Source organism: Citrobacter sp. MGH106, from assembly GCF_001037495.1.
Classification (GTDB): Bacteria; Pseudomonadota; Gammaproteobacteria; order Enterobacterales; family Enterobacteriaceae; genus Citrobacter; species Citrobacter murliniae.
Map to the genome: position 1 here is coordinate 3,364,440 of NZ_KQ089822.1, position 17,589 is coordinate 3,382,028.

The 17,589-nt window shown below is 51.5% G+C and carries 17 protein-coding genes; 14 read left to right on the plus strand and 3 right to left on the minus strand.

Annotated elements, in window-relative coordinates; all coding sequences use genetic code 11:
• Window positions 1-12 precede the first annotated feature (12 nt).
• Entirely contained in the window at window positions 13-336 is a 324-nt protein-coding gene (gene bolA, locus SK36_RS15755) for a transcriptional regulator BolA (RefSeq protein ID WP_045440548.1), read from the minus strand.
• 306 nt (window positions 337-642) lie between these two features.
• Between bolA and SK36_RS15760 the strand changes: the two genes are divergently transcribed.
• The 8 genes from SK36_RS15760 to SK36_RS15795 all read left to right on the plus strand — a co-directional run bounded on the left by SK36_RS15760 (window position 643) and on the right by SK36_RS15795 (window position 9,509).
• Window positions 643-1,221 (plus strand): lipoprotein, encoded by a 579-nt coding sequence (locus SK36_RS15760; protein WP_045440546.1) that lies wholly within the window; start codon window positions 643-645, stop codon window positions 1,219-1,221.
• A 46-nt stretch (window positions 1,222-1,267) separates the two neighbouring features.
• On the plus strand, window positions 1,268-2,743 hold the full coding sequence (gene ampG / locus SK36_RS15765) for a muropeptide MFS transporter AmpG (RefSeq protein ID WP_045440544.1): 1,476 nt from the start codon (window positions 1,268-1,270) through the stop codon (window positions 2,741-2,743).
• 459 nt (window positions 2,744-3,202) lie between these two features.
• On the plus strand, window positions 3,203-4,150 hold the full coding sequence (gene cyoA, locus SK36_RS15770; RefSeq protein ID WP_048221946.1) for a cytochrome o ubiquinol oxidase subunit II: 948 nt from the start codon (window positions 3,203-3,205) through the stop codon (window positions 4,148-4,150).
• A 19-nt stretch (window positions 4,151-4,169) separates the two neighbouring features.
• Window positions 4,170-6,161, plus strand: coding sequence for a cytochrome o ubiquinol oxidase subunit I (gene cyoB / locus SK36_RS15775; RefSeq protein WP_048221947.1), 1,992 nt, complete (start codon window positions 4,170-4,172; stop codon window positions 6,159-6,161).
• Entirely contained in the window at window positions 6,151-6,765 is a 615-nt protein-coding gene (locus SK36_RS15780; RefSeq protein WP_045440539.1) for a cytochrome o ubiquinol oxidase subunit III, read from the plus strand. The genes cyoB and SK36_RS15780 overlap by 11 nt, the downstream gene beginning before the upstream one ends.
• Window positions 6,765-7,094: a cytochrome o ubiquinol oxidase subunit IV gene (locus SK36_RS15785; RefSeq protein ID WP_045440536.1), complete on the plus strand. Its 330-nt coding sequence runs from the start codon at window positions 6,765-6,767 to the stop codon at window positions 7,092-7,094. The genes SK36_RS15780 and SK36_RS15785 overlap by 1 nt, the downstream gene beginning before the upstream one ends.
• 11 nt (window positions 7,095-7,105) lie before the next feature.
• Window positions 7,106-7,996: a heme o synthase gene (gene cyoE, locus SK36_RS15790; RefSeq protein WP_136345280.1), complete on the plus strand. Its 891-nt coding sequence runs from the start codon at window positions 7,106-7,108 to the stop codon at window positions 7,994-7,996.
• Between the two features lie 148 nt (window positions 7,997-8,144).
• Window positions 8,145-9,509 (plus strand): MFS transporter, encoded by a 1,365-nt coding sequence (locus tag SK36_RS15795; RefSeq protein ID WP_045440531.1) that lies wholly within the window; start codon window positions 8,145-8,147, stop codon window positions 9,507-9,509.
• A gap of 47 nt (window positions 9,510-9,556) precedes the next feature.
• Here the strand turns inward: SK36_RS15795 and SK36_RS15800 are convergent, their stop codons facing one another.
• On the minus strand, window positions 9,557-10,048 hold the full coding sequence (locus tag SK36_RS15800) for a YajQ family cyclic di-GMP-binding protein (RefSeq protein WP_045440528.1): 492 nt from the start codon (window positions 10,046-10,048) through the stop codon (window positions 9,557-9,559).
• Window positions 10,049-10,222: 174 nt separating this feature from the next.
• Between SK36_RS15800 and panE the strand changes: the two genes are divergently transcribed.
• From panE to SK36_RS15815, 3 genes are read left to right on the plus strand one after another with little or no spacing between them, the layout of a single operon-like run.
• Entirely contained in the window at window positions 10,223-11,134 is a 912-nt protein-coding gene (gene panE, locus SK36_RS15805) for a 2-dehydropantoate 2-reductase (RefSeq protein WP_048221949.1), read from the plus strand.
• Window positions 11,097-11,687 carry a protein deglycase YajL gene (gene yajL / locus SK36_RS15810; RefSeq protein ID WP_048221950.1) on the plus strand — a complete coding sequence of 197 codons (591 nt, stop codon included), beginning with the start codon at window positions 11,097-11,099 and terminating at the stop codon, window positions 11,685-11,687. The genes panE and yajL overlap by 38 nt, the downstream gene beginning before the upstream one ends.
• A gap of 33 nt (window positions 11,688-11,720) precedes the next feature.
• Window positions 11,721-12,800, plus strand: a complete 1,080-nt coding sequence (locus SK36_RS15815) for a hypothetical protein (protein WP_048221951.1) — start codon at window positions 11,721-11,723, stop codon at window positions 12,798-12,800.
• Between the two features lie 68 nt (window positions 12,801-12,868).
• On the opposite strand, the gene thiI is transcribed toward SK36_RS15815, so the two are convergent.
• On the minus strand, window positions 12,869-14,317 hold the full coding sequence (gene thiI, locus SK36_RS15820; RefSeq protein ID WP_045440518.1) for a tRNA uracil 4-sulfurtransferase ThiI: 1,449 nt from the start codon (window positions 14,315-14,317) through the stop codon (window positions 12,869-12,871).
• A 205-nt stretch (window positions 14,318-14,522) separates the two neighbouring features.
• Between thiI and xseB the strand changes: the two genes are divergently transcribed.
• Genes xseB through dxs form a run of 3 tightly spaced genes read left to right on the plus strand, consistent with a single transcriptional unit; the run spans window position 14,523 to window position 17,552 of the window.
• Window positions 14,523-14,765 carry an exodeoxyribonuclease VII small subunit gene (gene xseB, locus SK36_RS15825; protein WP_045440516.1) on the plus strand — a complete coding sequence of 81 codons (243 nt, stop codon included), beginning with the start codon at window positions 14,523-14,525 and terminating at the stop codon, window positions 14,763-14,765.
• Window positions 14,766-15,665 carry a (2E,6E)-farnesyl diphosphate synthase gene (gene ispA / locus SK36_RS15830; protein WP_048221952.1) on the plus strand — a complete coding sequence of 300 codons (900 nt, stop codon included), beginning with the start codon at window positions 14,766-14,768 and terminating at the stop codon, window positions 15,663-15,665.
• A gap of 24 nt (window positions 15,666-15,689) precedes the next feature.
• A complete protein-coding gene (gene dxs, locus SK36_RS15835) occupies window positions 15,690-17,552 on the plus strand; it encodes a 1-deoxy-D-xylulose-5-phosphate synthase (RefSeq protein WP_045440511.1) in 1,863 nt (620 codons plus the stop codon).
• The last annotated feature ends 37 nt before the right edge of the window (window positions 17,553-17,589 follow it).

A 17,589-nucleotide genomic window follows, 5' to 3' on the forward strand; every position in this document is an offset into this window, starting at 1 on the left:
AAATCCGTTTTTCTACGCGATGCTTCCCGCTCCACCTCCACGACAGGGAGGAGAGGCAAAAACAGTATCCTGCAACCCTTCCCACTCCTTAGTCGTGTAGGTATGCAGGGCTAGTGCATGCACGGTTGTGGAGAGCTCCGCCGTTAACGTACCGTAAATCATCCGATGACGATTAAGAAAACGCTCACCTGCAAAGCGATCGCTGACCAGCACAACCTTAAAGTGGCTTTCAGAACCTGCCGGAACATTGTGACGATAGCTTTCATCCACAACTTCGAGGAACACGGGTTGGAACGCTGCCCTTAATTTTTCTTCTATTTGCTCACGAATCATCATGAAATATTTCCTCCGACAACGCTGAGATGTCACCCATCCCTTTAAATACTAGCCGCTTTTACCGTTTTCATTACACCTAAGCAACAAATAATTAGCGTTTGTCTGATTTTCTCATTCAAACGAATGAAGTTCACTGGTTCATCTGTTCGTTTGATTGCAAAAACTCCACTTATGGTATCTACAAAGTAACTAAACGGACAACGCGATGAATTTACATGCGTTACCCACTTCCCCTCGTCGTTGGCGATGTTATGATGGCGGGAAATTTCTCTAACCATACAATTTAGATTCGCTGAGAGCCCTGGCATGTTTAAAAAAATCCTCTTTCCTTTAGTCGCGCTGTTTATGTTGGCTGGCTGCGCAACTCCCCCCACCACCATTAACGTTTCTCCGAGAATTACCCTGCCGCAGCAGGATCCTAGCCTGATGGGTGTGACTGTCAGCATCAACGGCGCCGACCAGCGTCAGGATCAGGCACTGGCGAAAGTGACCCGCGACAATCAACTGGTTACTCTGACTGCTTCCCGCGATCTGCGTTTCCTGCTGCAAGAAGTACTGGAGAAACAGATGACCGCGCGCGGTTACATGGTAGGTCCGAACGGTGCAGTTAACCTGCAAATCATCGTTAGCCAACTGTATGCTGATGTGTCTCAAGGTAGCGTGCGCTATAACATCGCCACCAAAGCCGACATCGCTATTATCGCAACCGCGGCAAACGGCAACAAGATGACGAAAAACTACCGCGCAAGCTACTCTGTTGAAGGCGCTTTCCAGGCCTCTAACAAAAATATTGCGGACGCCGTTAACAGCGTCCTGACAGACACCATCTCTGATATGTCTCAGGACACCAGCGTTCATGATTTCATCAAGCAGAACGCACGTTAATTTCTGCATCCTGACCCGGCTAACGCCGGGTCAGCTTTAAATACTCATGCCCAGTCACTATTTACGCATTTTCCAGCAACCGAAATCAGCTATTCTGCTGATGCTAGGCTTTGCCTCCGGTTTACCACTCGCACTGACCTCCGGTACGCTCCAGGCATGGATGACGGTTGAGAATATCGACCTTAAAACCATCGGCTTCTTTTCTCTGGTCGGCCAGGCCTACGTCTTTAAGTTCCTCTGGTCCCCGGTTATGGACCGCTACACGCCACCTTTTTTAGGGCGACGTCGCGGCTGGCTGCTCACTACCCAGCTATTACTACTCATTTCTATCGCCGCAATGGGATTCCTGGAACCTGGCTCGCAACTACGCTGGATGGCTGCACTCGCAGTAGTCATCGCGTTCTGCTCAGCCTCACAGGATATCGTCTTTGACGCATGGAAAACGGACGTTTTGCCCGCAGAAGAACGAGGAACCGGCGCTGCAATCAGCGTGCTGGGTTACCGCCTGGGGATGCTGGTTTCCGGTGGACTGGCCCTGTGGATGGCCGATCGCTGGTTGGGCTGGCAAGGAATGTACTGGTTGATGGCAGCACTACTCATTCCTTGTATTATCGCCACCCTGTTGGCCCCAGAACCCACAGATACTATTCCGGTTCCCAAAACGCTGGAACAAGCGGTTGTCGCCCCACTACGTGACTTCTTTGGGCGTAACAACGCCTGGCTTATCCTGCTGCTCATTGTGCTGTATAAACTTGGCGATGCCTTCGCCATGAGCCTGACCACGACATTTTTAATTCGCGGCGTCGGATTTGACGCAGGCGAAGTCGGCGTCGTCAATAAAACGCTGGGGCTGCTGGCCACAATTGTTGGCGCACTCTACGGCGGGATCCTGATGCAGCGTCTGTCGCTGTTCCGTGCATTGCTGATTTTCGGCGTTCTGCAAGGGGCGTCAAATGCAGGCTACTGGTTACTTTCCATTACTGATAAGCACATGTTCAGTATGGGCGCGGCAGTATTCTTCGAAAACCTCTGCGGCGGCATGGGGACAGCGGCGTTTGTCGCCCTGTTAATGACGTTGTGTAATAAATCTTTTTCTGCAACGCAATTCGCCCTGCTCTCAGCCCTTTCCGCAGTTGGACGCGTTTACGTAGGTCCGGTAGCGGGTTGGTTTGTCGAAGCGCACGGCTGGCCAACATTTTATCTGTTCTCTGTGTTTGCCGCGATCCCAGGTCTCGTGTTGTTGCTGGTTTGCCGTCAGACGCTGGAACATAGCTGGCAAAACGAAAGTTTTATCCCGCGCACGGAATTCCGCGGAGCATACAATCTGGCATTAATGACGCTATTGGTGGGCTGCTGTCTACTGGCTGTATGGCTGTTACTGCTAACGATGAACGCCCTCGATTACACCAATTTCTCCTTCCTGTCGGAACTCCTTGAAGTTGCGGTCCTGATCGCCGTCTGTGGGATCGTATTCGGTGGACTGCTGGATTACCTGGCTCTACGCAAAACGCGTCTGGCGTAATTTGACCGGTTTATTTGGCCGTTGTAATCACCCTGCGTAATTATAACGGCTAAATAAACAACGATTGATAAAAATAATATTTGTTGTTTTGTGCCCCATAGAATTTGGAAATTATTGACGCCTTTTATAAATTCTATTTTCCTTACTCGATTCAGCCAAGACAGATTTATTTTCCGCCCTTCAATTGTCTCTTTATTGATAATCAATTGTTAAACAATTGTTTTATTTTACCATTGGTTATACCAATTGCCCTCTATGCCTTCTCCATGAACCCGCTTTCGTTATAACATGATGTTGCAACAGGTTCTTAAAGCCAACCTGACATATATTGCAACATATGTGACACGCACGGCAGAACCCGGTAACACAGATCCAATGATGTTTACAGTAATGTAACCTTCCCGTAAAATGCCCTCACACTTTAAACGCCACCCGGTCCCGTGGAATTGAGGTCGTTAAATGAGACTCAGGAAATACAATAAAAGTTTGGGATGGTTGTCATTAATTGCAGGCACTGCATTACTCAGTGGCTGTAATTCTGCGCTGCTTGACCCTAAAGGACAGATTGGACTGGAACAACGTTCACTGATACTGACGGCATTTGGCCTGATGTTGATTGTCGTTATTCCTGCCATCTTGATGGCTGTTGGTTTTGCCTGGAAGTACCGTGCAAGCAATAAAGATGCGAAGTACAGCCCGAACTGGTCACACTCCAACAAAGTGGAAGCTGTGGTCTGGACGGTGCCGATTCTGATCATCATTTTCCTTGCTGTACTCACCTGGAAAACCACTCACGCACTTGAGCCAAGTAAACCGCTGGCGCATGACGAGAAGCCCATTACCATCGAAGTGGTTTCCATGGACTGGAAATGGTTCTTCATCTATCCGGAACAGGGTATCGCTACCGTGAATGAAATCGCCTTCCCGGCGAACACTCCGGTTGAATTCAAAGTGACATCCAACTCCGTGATGAACTCCTTCTTTATCCCGCGTCTGGGTAGCCAGATTTATGCCATGGCCGGTATGCAGACTCGCCTGCATCTGATCGCTAACGAAGTCGGTACTTATGATGGTATCTCCGCAAGCTACAGCGGACCAGGCTTCTCCGGTATGAAGTTCAAGGCTATCGCAACAAAGGACCGCACCGAATTCGACCAATGGGTTGCTAAAGCGAAACAGTCCACGAACACCATGAGTGACATGGCGGCGTTCGAGAAAGTGGCTGCGCCAAGTGAATACAACCAGGTGGAATACTTCTCCAACGTGAAACCGGATTTGTTTAAAGACGTTATTAACAAATTTATGGCTCACGGTAAGAGCATGGACATGACCAAACCAGAAGGTGAGCACAGCGCACACGAAGGGATGGAAGGCATGGACATGAGCCACGCGGAATCCGCTCACTAAGGGGCCGAGGAAGAATACGATGTTCGGAAAATTGACACTGGATGCAGTCCCGTTCCATGAACCAATCGTCATGGTTACGATCGCTGCCATTATCATCGGTGGAGCGGCCTTACTAGGCCTTATCACTTACTTTGGTAAGTGGACCTACCTGTGGAAAGAGTGGCTAACTTCGGTTGACCACAAACGCCTTGGCATCATGTATGTCATCGTCGCAATCGTCATGTTGATCCGTGGCTTTGCTGACGCCATCATGATGCGTAGTCAGCAAGCGCTGGCTTCTGCGGGTGAAGCGGGCTTCCTGCCTCCTCACCACTACGACCAGATCTTCACGGCTCACGGCGTGATCATGATCTTCTTCGTAGCAATGCCATTTGTTATCGGTCTGATGAACCTGGTGGTTCCACTGCAGATCGGCGCACGTGACGTTGCATTCCCATTCCTGAACAACCTGAGCTTCTGGTTCACCGTTGTCGGCGTAATCCTGGTTAACCTGTCTCTGGGCGTAGGTGAATTCGCACAGACCGGTTGGCTGGCGTATCCGCCACTCTCGGGAATAGAGTACAGTCCAAGCGTCGGGGTCGATTATTGGATATGGGCGGTCCAGCTGTCCGGTATCGGTACAACACTGACCGGTATCAACTTCTTTGTGACCATCATTAAGATGCGTGCACCAGGTATGACTATGTTCAAGATGCCAGTATTTAGCTGGGCATCTCTGTGCGCAAACATACTGATTATCGCCTCCTTCCCAATCCTGACCGTCACCGTTGCGTTGCTGACCCTGGATCGCTATCTGGGTACCCATTTCTTTACCAACGATATGGGCGGCAACATGATGATGTACATCAACCTGATTTGGGCCTGGGGCCATCCGGAAGTGTACATTCTGGTTCTGCCGGTCTTCGGTGTTTTCTCCGAAATCGCTGCAACCTTCTCGCGTAAACGCCTGTTTGGTTACACCTCGCTGGTGTGGGCAACCGTGTGTATCACCGTACTGTCGTTCGTTGTTTGGCTGCACCACTTCTTCACCATGGGTGCGGGCGCTAACGTAAACGCCTTCTTCGGTATCACCACGATGATTATCGCCATCCCGACCGGGGTGAAGATCTTCAACTGGTTGTTCACCATGTATCAGGGCCGCATCGTATTCCACTCAGCAATGCTGTGGACGATTGGCTTCATCGTAACCTTCTCAGTCGGCGGTATGACCGGCGTGCTGCTGGCGGTTCCGGGTGCAGACTTCGTACTGCACAACAGTCTGTTCCTGATTGCGCACTTCCATAACGTTATCATCGGCGGCGTCGTGTTCGGTTGCTTCGCGGGTATGACCTACTGGTGGCCAAAAGCGTTCGGCTTCACGCTGAACGAAACCTGGGGCAAACGCGCATTCTGGTTCTGGATCATCGGCTTCTTCGTGGCATTTATGCCGCTGTACGTGCTGGGCTTTATGGGGATGACCCGTCGCCTCAGCCAGCAGATTGACCCTCAGTTCCATCCGATGCTGGTCGTTGCCGCTTGCGGTGCCGCGCTGATTGCACTGGGTATCCTGTGCCAGCTGATTCAGATCTTCGTTTCTATTCGCGACCGCGAGCAGAACCGTGACCTGACCGGTGACCCATGGGGTGGCCGTACACTGGAATGGGCAACCTCTTCCCCGCCTCCGTTCTATAACTTTGCCGTTGTGCCGCACGTTCACGAGCGTGATGCCTTCTGGGAAATGAAAGAAAAAGGTGACGCGTACAAACAGCCTGCGCACTATGAAGAGATTCATATGCCGAAAAACAGCGGTGCAGGTATCGTCATTACCGCCTTCGCAACACTGTTTGGTTTCGCCATGATCTGGCATATCTGGTGGCTGGCGATTGCAAGCTTCGCAGGCATGATCATCAGCTGGATTGTGAAAAGCTTTGATGAAGACGTGGATTACTACGTGCCGGTACCGGAAGTCGAAAAACTGGAAAACCAGCATTTCGATGAGATTACTAAGGCAGGGCTGAAAAATGGCAACTGATACTTTGACGCACGCGAATGCCCACGCGCACGAACACGGGCACCACGATGCAGGCCAGACCAAAATCTTCGGATTTTGGATCTACCTGATGAGCGACTGCATTCTGTTCTCTATTCTGTTTGCAACCTATGCCGTTCTGGTGAACGGCACCGCAGGTGGCCCAACAGGTAAGGACATTTTTGAACTGCCGTTCGTTCTGGTTGAAACATTCCTGCTGTTATTCAGCTCCATTACTTACGGCATGGCGGCTATCGCCATGTACAAGAACAACAAGAGCCAGGTTATCTCCTGGCTGGCGTTGACCTTCTTGTTTGGTGCCGGATTTATCGGGATGGAACTCTATGAATTCCATCACCTGATTGTTAACGGTATGGGCCCGGATCGTAGCGGCTTCCTGTCAGCATTCTTCGCGCTGGTCGGTACCCACGGTCTGCACGTCACCTCCGGTCTTATCTGGATGGCAGTGTTGATGGTGCAAGTTGCTCGTCGTGGCCTTACCAGTACTAACCGTACCCGTATCATGTGCCTGAGCCTGTTCTGGCACTTCCTGGACGTGGTGTGGATCTGTGTGTTCACTGTTGTTTATCTGATGGGGGCGATGTAATGAGTCATTCTAACGAGAGCGGCGGCGCATCCCATGGCAGCGTAAAAACCTACATGACAGGTTTTATCCTGTCGATCATCCTGACGGTCATTCCGTTCTGGATGGTAATGACAGGTTCTGCCTCTCCGGCCGTCATTCTGGGGACTATTCTGGCGATGGCAGTGGTACAGATTCTGGTGCACCTGGTGTGCTTCCTGCACATGAATACCAAATCTGATGAAGGTTGGAACATGACGGCCTTTGTCTTTACTGTGCTTATCATCGCCATCCTGGTTGTGGGCTCCATCTGGATTATGTGGAACCTCAACTACAACATGATGATGCACTAAGAGCGGCGATTATGATGTTTAAGCAATACCTGCAAGTAACGAAACCAGGCATCATCTTTGGCAACCTGATCTCGGTGATTGGGGGATTCCTGCTGGCCTCTAAAGGCAGCATTGACTATCCCCTGTTTATCTACACGTTGGTTGGGGTGTCACTGGTTGTGGCGTCGGGTTGTGTATTTAACAACTACATCGACAGGGATATCGACAGGAAGATGGAGAGGACCAAAAACCGCGTGTTGGTTAAGGGTCTGATTTCCCCTGCGGTCTCGCTGGTATACGCCACCCTGCTGGGTATTGCTGGCTTTACGCTGCTGTGGTTTGGCGCTAACCCTCTGGCCTGCTGGCTGGGGGTTATGGGCTTCGTCGTGTATGTTGGCGTATATAGTCTGTACATGAAGCGTCACTCGGTTTACGGCACGCTGATTGGCTCACTCTCCGGCGCTGCGCCGCCGGTGATTGGCTACTGTGCGGTAACTGGTGAGTTCGATAGCGGTGCACTGATTCTGTTGGCTATTTTCAGCCTGTGGCAGATGCCGCACTCTTACGCGATTGCGATTTTCCGCTTTAAGGATTATCAGGCAGCCAACATCCCGGTACTGCCGGTGGTAAAAGGCATTTCAGTCGCGAAGAACCATATCACTCTGTATATCATTGCGTTTGCCATCGCTACGCTGATGCTCTCACTGGGCGGTTACGCTGGATACAAATATCTGGTGGTTGCAGCAGCAGTGAGTGTCTGGTGGCTAGGCATGGCGTTGCGTGGTTATAAAGTGGAAGATGACCGGGTCTGGGCACGTAAGCTGTTCGGTTTCTCCATCATCGCCATTACTGCGCTGAGCGTGATGATGTCCGTCGACTTTATGGTGCCAAACTCGCAGAACCTGCTGACTTACGTCTGGTAAAATCTGCTGATGCGAAAAAGGGTGCTTAGGCACCCTTTTTTATGTGCGTCACAATCCCTCCTGAAACGTAATATTTACTCATTAACCGTGTATTTACCCCGCCACCATACCGCTTTACACTAGGCGCGAAATTAATACAGAGGTGGGAATGAACGATTATAAAATGACGCCTGGTGAGTTGCGCGCCACCTGGGGTTTAGGGACCGTATTCTCGTTGCGCATGCTTGGCATGTTTATGGTCCTGCCGGTTCTGACCACATACGGTATGGCGCTACAGGGTGCCAGCGAAGCGCTTATTGGTCTTGCCATCGGCATTTATGGCCTGGCGCAAGCCGTTTTCCAGATCCCCTTTGGTTTGGTCTCTGACCGCATTGGTCGAAAACCGCTTATCGTTGGCGGGCTGGCGATATTCGTTTTTGGCAGCGTGATTGCTGCACTTTCAGACTCCATTTGGGGAATTATTCTCGGTCGCGCGCTGCAGGGTTCCGGGGCGATTGCTGCCGCCGTGATGGCGTTACTGTCCGACTTAACGCGTGAGCAAAACCGCACTAAAGCGATGGCGTTTATCGGCGTCAGCTTCGGTATCACTTTTGCCATTGCAATGGTGTTAGGTCCGATCGTCACCCATGCGCTGGGATTACACGCGCTGTTCTGGATGATTGCAGCCCTCGCCACCACCGGCATCGTGCTGACGATTTGGGTAGTCCCCAATAGCACCACCCATGTGCTGAACCGCGAATCGGGCATGGTAAAAAGCAGCTTCCGCAAAGTGCTGGCAGAGCCTAAACTCCTGAAGCTCAATTTCGGCATCATGTGCCTGCACATCTTGCTAATGTCCACCTTTGTCGCGTTGCCTGGCCAGCTTGCGAAAGCGGGTTTCCCCGCAGCGGAACACTGGAAAATTTATCTGGTAACGATGCTGCTGTCTTTTGTTTCTGTGGTGCCATTCATCATCTATGCCGAAGTAAAACGTCGGATGAAACGGGTTTTCCTGTCGTGTGTGGTACTAATTCTTGCCGCAGAGATTGTATTGTGGATCGCAAACATTCATTTCTGGGGCCTGATTGCGGGTGTTCAGTTATTCTTCCTTGCCTTTAACCTCATGGAAGCCCTCCTCCCTTCGCTTATCAGCAAAGAGTCTCCCGCAGGTTATAAAGGGACGGCAATGGGCGTTTACTCCACCAGCCAGTTTCTCGGTGTCGCGATTGGCGGCTCACTTGGTGGATGGGTTGTCGAGATGTTTGATGGCCAGGCTGTATTCCTCGCCGGTGCATTGCTGGCAGCGGTCTGGCTGCTGGTCGCAAGCACAATGAAAGAGCCGCCGTATGTCAGTAGCCTGCGTGTCGAAATTCCACCGGAAATTGCCGCGGATGACACACTTAAGCAGCGTTTGCTGGCCAAAGAAGGGGTGAGCGAAGTGTTGATTGTGGCGAATGAACATTCGGCCTACGTGAAAATCGACAGTAAAGTGACCAATCGATTTGAAGTTGAGCAGGCGATAAGCCAGGCGTGATCGTGAGCTTGCCGGATAGTGAGTAACCCACCATCCGGCATAAGAACTTAATCGCGGAAGTTCTTGAACTGGAATGGCTGCCCCAAATCGCCACCGCGAACCAACGCCATAACGGCTTGCAGATCGTCACGAGCCTTACCAGTCACACGAATTTCTTCGCCCTGAATCTGCGCCTGCACCTTCAGCTTGCTGTCTTTAATCAGCTTCACAATTTTCTTCTGCACTGCGCTTTCAATGCCCTGCTTCAGTTTCGCTTCCACAAACCAGGTTTTGCCGCTGTGCACGAAGGTTTCCGGCACGTCCAGCGAAGTCCCTTCAATACCACGCTTCAGGAGCTTGGCACGCAAAATATCCAGCAACTGATTAACCTGGAAATCAGATTCGCTCAGCACCTTAATGGTCTTATTTGACTCGTTCAGCTCAAAAGTAGCCTCTACGCCACGAAAATCAAAACGTGACTCTACTTCGCGGCTCGCATTATCGACCGCGTTACGGGCTTCCTGAAGATCAACTTCAGAGACAATATCGAAAGATGGCATCTTTTCTTCTCCCTTCATTTTTGATGCGAAGCATAATACCTGCAAAGTTACTCAACAGACAGCGCTATACTAGGCTGTACCTTTTAATTGTACGTGGTACTGATATCCGCGAACAATAATAGGGTGCGGCCGATATGGATTAACACCTGGTGCTGTTGCAGGTGAGGAGGAAGAATGAAAATTACCGTACTGGGATGTGGAGCCTTAGGGCAACTTTGGCTTACAGCGCTGTGCAAACATGGACATGAGGTACAAGGGTGGCTACGCGTACCACAACCTTATTGCAGCGTTAACCTGATTGACACGGATGGGTCAGTTTTTAATGAATCCCTGACGGCAAACGACCCCGACTTTTTGGCGAAAAGCGATCTGTTGCTGGTCACACTAAAAGCCTGGCAGGTTTCTGATGCGGTAAAGAGCCTGGCTACAGTTCTGCCTGAAACCACGCCTATTCTGTTGATTCACAATGGAATGGGAACGATAGAAGAACTGCATAACATTCCGCAGCCATTGTTAATAGGCACCACGACGCAGGCAGCGCGTCGTGACGGCAATGTCATTATTCATGTGGCGAAAGGTACAACGCGTATCGGCCCGGCGCGTGAGCAAGATGGTGATTTTAGTTATCTGGCCGAAATCCTGCAGGATGTGCTGCCGGACGTTGCCTGGCATAACAACATTCGCGCTGAGCTGTGGCGTAAACTGGCAGTAAATTGCGTCATTAATCCGCTCACCGCGCTATGGGACTGCCCTAACGGCGAACTACGCCAACATCCTGAAAAAATAGCGCTGATATGCCAGGAAGTAGCTGCGGTCATTGAACGCGAAGGTCACCATACATCAGTGGATGATTTACGTTATTATGTCGAGCAAGTGATTGACAGTACGGCGGAAAACATCTCATCAATGCTGCAGGACATTCAAGCCCTGCGTCATACCGAGATCGATTACATTACCGGCTATTTGTTAAAACGCGCACGTGCGCACGGCATCGCCGTCCCGGAAAATGCCCGCCTGTTTGAAATGGTTAAGCGAAAGGAGAGTGAGTATGAGCGCTCAAGCACTGGTATGTCTCGCCCCTGGTAGTGAAGAGACCGAAGCGGTCACCACTATCGACCTGTTGGTGCGTGGAGGCATTCAGGTAACTACCGCAAGTGTCGCCAGCGATGGCGACCTGACGATTGTTTGCTCACGCGGCGTGAAGCTCCTGGCGGATGCGCCGTTGGTCGAAGTCGCTGATGGCGATTATGACATCATCATCCTGCCCGGCGGTATTAAAGGCGCGGAATGTTTCCGTGACAGCCCACTGCTGGTTGAAACCGTAAAACAGTTTCACCGCTCCGGGAGAATTGTCGCCGCGATTTGCGCCGCAGCGGCAACCGTACTCGTCCCACATGATATTTTCCCCATCGGCAACATGACCGGTTTCCCGGCGCTGAAAGACCGCATTCCAGCGGAGCAGTGGCAGGATAAGCGCGTCGTATGGGATCCTCGCGTCAACCTGTTGACCAGCCAGGGGCCAGGGACGTCTATCGACTTCGGCTTGAAAATAATCGATCTGCTGGTTGGACGCGAAAAAGCCCATGAAGTGGCGTCACAACTGGTCATAGCTGCGGGTATTTATAACTACTACGAGTAACACTTCAGGCCACTCCCTATAAAAGGAACCGTTATGAAAGGATATCTGAGCGGAGTGGCTTTAATGCTCCTTTCCAGCTACTCCACAGCAACCCAACTTGAAATAAAGAACATTGAGTACCGCTATCCTGATAGCACTGAAATACAGTATCGCCTGCCCTGGTTTTCCTCGACTGAAAACCCAAAGGTCGCAAAGCGCATCAATGATTATGTTTTCGCAAACGTCCTCAATCAGTTACCGGGTAATAACCCACAGATCACATTGGATCAGCTCGCCAGATCAGGCATTGATGGCACGGCAAACCTTGACTACACAGTTGAGTATCGCGATGACAAAATCCTGTCGCTGAACATATTCGCCGAAGGATGCGGGGCGTATTGTGAATCGTACAATGTGCCGATAAATTTCGATTTAACCAACGGCGCGAATATTACGCTCAACGATCTGTTTTCCTCAGCCACCATCGCAGAATTAAATACGCGCGTCAGAAAAGATATTCGCGGCCAAATCGATGCGTTTATTGAGCAAAATAAATCGCGGACGCCTGAGCAGCTCAAAGAAGAGAAAGGCGAGGATTTTAACTATGCCGACTTCTACGCCTCATGCGCCACCTACACCGACGGTTTGTACTATGTCGACAAATACTCTCTGCAAAAAGAGCAACTGGTCTTCCTGAACGAACGCTGTAGCAATCATGCCAACCGCGCACTTGACGACCTGGGCGACTTCACGACGAAGATTCCTACCGCAACGCTGCGCAGTCAACTCACGCCTTATGGCCAGTATCTGACAACCGCAAACAGTGAAAAACCGCACCCTTCTGCACCGGGTCTTAACGGCAAGTTGCTCTATGGCACACTGGGGAAAAGTATGCGCATTGTGTTACAGGCAAACTGCAAAGATGGATATCTGAACGGAGCCTACTACTACGAGAAGTTTGGTGCACCTATTGAACTAACCGGTAAATGTGACGCTGAAAATAATCAGCATTATGAATTAAAAACGACAGCCTCTGCAGATTCTGAAGAGAAGATGACGCTGGATTTAAAAGGGGGTGTTTATCAGGGGGTTTGGGAATCGAACGGGAAGACACTCCCCGTTCGATTTGAATAACGTTGCCGGATGACGTCATTTATCGTTTGTAAGCCCGGTAAGCAAATCGCCACCGGGCAACAAAAGAACTAAGGACGATACACCTTCACATTTTCGAAGCCCTGCTCGCGTAGATAGAGCGCCTGCAGACGACTCATCACGCCACGTTCACACCACAACAACCAGGTTTTATTCTGGTCCAAATCGCCGAATTTAGTGCTGAGTTTGTAGAACGGCAGAGAAACCACATCGACACCTTCAACCTTCAGCGGTTTGTCATCCTGTTCATCCACAGAACGGATATCCAGAATCACATCGTTCGGGCCGAAACCACTCACGGTTTCTACTTCCACGACAGTCTGCTGCGTCTGCTGGGCAATGTCGCGAATATCAATATTATTGGCTTCTTCAACCACTTTATCGAGGATCGAGAAGTCGAAGTTTTCTTCTTCGGCCTCAATCTTCGCTTTGATGGCTTTCACCGTTGGGCTTTTCGAGATCACACCACAGTATTCCGGCATGGTGCGGGCAAAATCCTCAGTACCAATTTCCCGCGCCAGATTAATGATGTGCTCTTTGTCGTGAGAAATCAGCGGGCGCAGGATCAGCGTGTCAGATACATTGTCGATCAGGCGCAGGTTAGTCAGCGTCTGGCTGGACACCTGGCCCAGCGCTTCACCGGTCACCAGCGCCTGTACGCCGTAACGCTCGGCCACTTTAGACGCCGCGCGAACCATCATACGTTTGAGGACCACGCCCATCTGACCATCGTCGACTTTTTCCAGGATCTCACCGACCACCGGCTCAAAGTTGATAGCGACAAAACGCACGCGATGCGAGCTACCAAAGCGGTTCCACAGGTAATGTGCCACCTGACGAACGCCGATTTCATGCGCGGCACCGCCGAGGTTAAAGAAACAATAGTGTACGCGACAGCCGCGACGCATCAGCATATAGCTGGAGACGCCGGAATCGAAACCACCGGAAATCAGGGAAAGAACATCTTCCTGCGTCCCGATAGGGAAACCGCCAATTCCTTCATAGCGACCTTTTACCAACAGCAGACGGTCATTTTCGATTTCAAGATTGACGGTCACATCAGGTTTCGTCAGCTTCACGCGTGCGGATTCAATATGCTGATTCAGTCCACCGCCAACATAACGTTCCACCTCGATGGAGCTAAACTCATGTTTACCGCGACGCTTGACGCGCACACAGAAGGTTTTACCTTCTAGTTGATCGCGGTATTGCACCAGCGCTTTCTCGAAAATATCGTGCATATCAGTGAACGGCACGTCTTCCACTTCGAGAATATGGTGGATACCTGGAATACGAGTCAGTGCGTCACGAATATCCAGGCGCTGGCTTTCATCTTTAGCGCGAACCTCAACGTGATCCCAGTGACGGACGACGGCAAGGTCCTCATCATAGTGCTTTAAAACGTTACGGATGTTCCCTGTCAGAATTTTTATAAAGCGCAAACGCACAGATTGGCTTTTGATGGTAATTTCTGGGAACAATTTAATGATAAACTTCATGGCGGCAATGGTTCTTTGGCAAGTCTGAACGACTTGTAATGGGAAAAATACAGCAGCCCATACCCTGCGGCTGCATCCAGGCGCGCAAGTATACCACCATCATGGTCATCCTGTGCACATTGCCTTACCATTGCGCGTTATTTGATAATTGCGCTGAGTCCGTTACCATGACCAGGCTGAAAATATTAAGAGTCAGACATTCATTATGCCGAAGAAAAATGAAGCGCCCGCCAGCTTTGAAAAATCGCTGAGCGAGCTGGAACAGATTGTTACCCGTCTGGAAAGCGGCGACCTGCCGCTGGAAGAGGCGCTGAACGAATTCGAACGTGGCGTACAGCTGGCGCGTCAGGGACAGGTGAAGTTGCAACAGGCTGAACAGCGCGTGCAAATTCTGCTGTCAGATACGGAAGACGCCGCCCTTACGCCTTTTACACCGGATAATGAATAAATGGATTTTACGCAGCAGCTTCAGGCTTGCGTTGAGCAGGCCAACCAGGCACTGAGCCGTTTTATCGCGCCACTGCCCTTTCAGAACACTCCCGTGGTTGAAACCATGCAATATGGCGCATTATTAGGCGGTAAACGTCTGCGCCCGTTCCTGGTTTACGCCACCGGTCAGATGTTTGGCGTGAGCCTGAGTACACTTGACGCTCCCGCAGCCGCCGTCGAATGCATCCATGCTTATTCGCTGATGCACGATGATTTGCCCGCCATGGACGACGATGACCTGCGTCGCGGCCTGCCAACTTGCCACGTGAAATTTGGCGAGGCAAACGCGATTTTGGCCGGAGATGCGCTGCAAACGCTGGCGTTTTCCATCATCAGCGACGCGCCGATGCCGGAAGTCGCTGACCGTGACCGCATCGCCATGATCTCTGAACTGGCTCAGGCCAGCGGTATCGCCGGTATGTGCGGCGGACAGGCACTTGATCTGGCAGCAGAAGGTCACCAGGTTGAGCTGGATGCGCTGGAGCGTATTCACCGCCATAAAACCGGAGCTTTGATTCGCGCCGCCGTTCGTCTGGGTGCGTTAAGCGCGGGTGATAAAGGGCGAGAATGCCTGGCAATACTCGATAAATACGCAGAAAGCATCGGTCTGGCCTTCCAGGTTCAGGATGACATACTGGATGTGGTAGGCGATACTGCAACATTGGGTAAACGTCAGGGTGCCGATCAGCAGCTTGGCAAAAGTACCTATCCTGCACTTCTGGGTCTTGAGCAAGCCCGGAATAAAGCCCGGGATTTGATTGAGGACGCCCGCCAGTCGTTAAGTTTGCTGGCCGCACAGTCACTCGATACCTCGGCACTGGAAGCGCTAGCGGACTACATAATCCAGCGTGATAAATAAACTAACATATCCAATGAGCTTGCGATGAGTTTTGATATAGCCAAATACCCGACCCTGGCGCTGGTCGACTCCACCCAGGAGTTAAGACTGCTGCCAAAAGAGAGCCTGCCAAAGCTTTGCGACGAACTGCGCCGCTATTTGCTCGACAGCGTGAGCCGTTCCAGCGGGCATTTTGCCTCCGGTCTGGGCACTGTGGAGCTTACCGTCGCGCTGCACTACGTCTACAACACCCCTTTCGACCAGTTAATCTGGGATGTGGGACATCAGGCTTATCCGCACAAAATTCTTACCGGTCGCCGCGATAAAATCGGCACCATTCGTCAGAAAGGCGGCCTGCATCCGTTCCCATGGCGCGGCGAGAGCGAGTATGACGTATTAAGCGTTGGGCACTCCTCAACCTCTATCAGCGCAGGCATTGGTATTGCGGTTGCCGCCGAGAAAGAAGGCAAAGAGCGCCGCACCGTTTGCGTGATTGGCGACGGAGCTATCACTGCGGGAATGGCGTTTGAAGCCATGAACCACGCGGGGGATATTAAGCCTGACATGCTGGTTATCCTGAATGACAACGAAATGTCTATTTCGGAAAACGTCGGCGCGCTGAACAACCATCTGGCGCAACTGCTCTCTGGCAAGCTCTATTCTTCGCTACGCGAAGGCGGAAAGAAAGTCTTCTCCGGCGTGCCGCCAATTAAAGAACTGCTCAAACGCACTGAAGAACACATCAAAGGCATGGTGGTGCCGGGCACGCTGTTTGAAGAACTGGGCTTTAATTATATCGGCCCGGTAGACGGTCACGACGTACTGGGACTCATCACCACGTTGAAAAATATGCGTGACCTGAAAGGCCCGCAGTTTCTGCACATCATGACCAAAAAAGGTCGTGGCTACGAGCCTGCAGAAAAAGACCCGATCACGTTCCACGCAGTGCCAAAATTCGATCCTTCCAGCGGATGTCTGCCGAAAAGCAGCGGCGGTCTGCCGAGCTATTCAAAAATCTTCGGTGACTGGTTGTGCGAAACCGCAGCGAAAGACAACAAGCTGATGGCAATCACCCCGGCGATGCGCGAAGGCTCTGGGATGGTGGAATTCTCACGCAAGTTCCCGGACCGCTACTTTGACGTGGCGATTGCCGAACAGCACGCGGTGACCTTTGCAGCTGGTCTGGCGATTGGCGGTTATAAACCCGTCGTCGCTATCTATTCCACCTTCCTGCAACGCGCCTACGATCAGGTGCTGCACGATGTCGCCATTCAGAAACTGCCGGTACTGTTTGCCGTTGACCGCGCGGGGATCGTGGGTGCGGACGGGCAAACCCACCAGGGGGCGTTCGATCTCTCCTTCCTGCGCTGCATCCCGGAAATGGTCATTATGACCCCGAGTGATGAAAACGAATGCCGTCAGATGCTGTTCACCGGCTATCACTACAATAACGGCCCAACCGTCGTACGCTATCCGCGCGGTAATGCCGTTGGCGTTGAGCTGGCACCGCTGGAAAAATTACCGATTGGTAAAGGGATCGTGAAGCGCCACGGTGAGAAACTGGCAATTCTGAACTTTGGTACACTGATGCCAGAAGCCGCTAAAGTTGCGGAAGCGCTGAACGCTACGCTGGTCGATATGCGCTTTGTCAAACCGCTGGATGAAACATTAATTCTGGAGATGGCCGCCCGCCACGAGGTGCTGGTCACGCTGGAAGAAAATGCCATTATGGGCGGTGCTGGCAGTGGCGTAAACGAAGTGCTGATGGCACACCGCAAGCCGGTTCCTGTGCTCAATATTGGTCTGCCTGATTTCTTTATTCCACAAGGCACCCAGGACGAAGCCCGCGCAGATCTTGGTCTTGACGCCGCTGGAATTGAGTCCAAAATCAAGGCCTGGCTGGCATAATCCCCTCTTCGCTCCTGCTATGCTTAAGAGATTATTC

What these genes read in the sequence shown, in the direction of transcription:
- bolA (WP_045440548.1), bottom strand. Translation starts at nt 336, where the DNA reads ATGATGATTCGTGAGCAAATAGAAGAAAAATTAAGGGCAGCGTTCCAA.
- SK36_RS15760 (WP_045440546.1), top strand. Translation starts at nt 643, where the DNA reads ATGTTTAAAAAAATCCTCTTTCCTTTAGTCGCGCTGTTTATGTTGGCT.
- ampG (WP_045440544.1), top strand. Translation starts at nt 1,268, where the DNA reads ATGCCCAGTCACTATTTACGCATTTTCCAGCAACCGAAATCAGCTATT.
- cyoA (WP_048221946.1), top strand. Translation starts at nt 3,203, where the DNA reads ATGAGACTCAGGAAATACAATAAAAGTTTGGGATGGTTGTCATTAATT.
- cyoB (WP_048221947.1), top strand. Translation starts at nt 4,170, where the DNA reads ATGTTCGGAAAATTGACACTGGATGCAGTCCCGTTCCATGAACCAATC.
- SK36_RS15780 (WP_045440539.1), top strand. Translation starts at nt 6,151, where the DNA reads ATGGCAACTGATACTTTGACGCACGCGAATGCCCACGCGCACGAACAC.
- SK36_RS15785 (WP_045440536.1), top strand. Translation starts at nt 6,765, where the DNA reads ATGAGTCATTCTAACGAGAGCGGCGGCGCATCCCATGGCAGCGTAAAA.
- cyoE (WP_136345280.1), top strand. Translation starts at nt 7,106, where the DNA reads ATGATGTTTAAGCAATACCTGCAAGTAACGAAACCAGGCATCATCTTT.
- SK36_RS15795 (WP_045440531.1), top strand. Translation starts at nt 8,145, where the DNA reads ATGAACGATTATAAAATGACGCCTGGTGAGTTGCGCGCCACCTGGGGT.
- SK36_RS15800 (WP_045440528.1), bottom strand. Translation starts at nt 10,048, where the DNA reads ATGCCATCTTTCGATATTGTCTCTGAAGTTGATCTTCAGGAAGCCCGT.
- panE (WP_048221949.1), top strand. Translation starts at nt 10,223, where the DNA reads ATGAAAATTACCGTACTGGGATGTGGAGCCTTAGGGCAACTTTGGCTT.
- yajL (WP_048221950.1), top strand. Translation starts at nt 11,097, where the DNA reads ATGAGCGCTCAAGCACTGGTATGTCTCGCCCCTGGTAGTGAAGAGACC.
- SK36_RS15815 (WP_048221951.1), top strand. Translation starts at nt 11,721, where the DNA reads ATGAAAGGATATCTGAGCGGAGTGGCTTTAATGCTCCTTTCCAGCTAC.
- thiI (WP_045440518.1), bottom strand. Translation starts at nt 14,317, where the DNA reads ATGAAGTTTATCATTAAATTGTTCCCAGAAATTACCATCAAAAGCCAA.
- xseB (WP_045440516.1), top strand. Translation starts at nt 14,523, where the DNA reads ATGCCGAAGAAAAATGAAGCGCCCGCCAGCTTTGAAAAATCGCTGAGC.
- ispA (WP_048221952.1), top strand. Translation starts at nt 14,766, where the DNA reads ATGGATTTTACGCAGCAGCTTCAGGCTTGCGTTGAGCAGGCCAACCAG.
- dxs (WP_045440511.1), top strand. Translation starts at nt 15,690, where the DNA reads ATGAGTTTTGATATAGCCAAATACCCGACCCTGGCGCTGGTCGACTCC.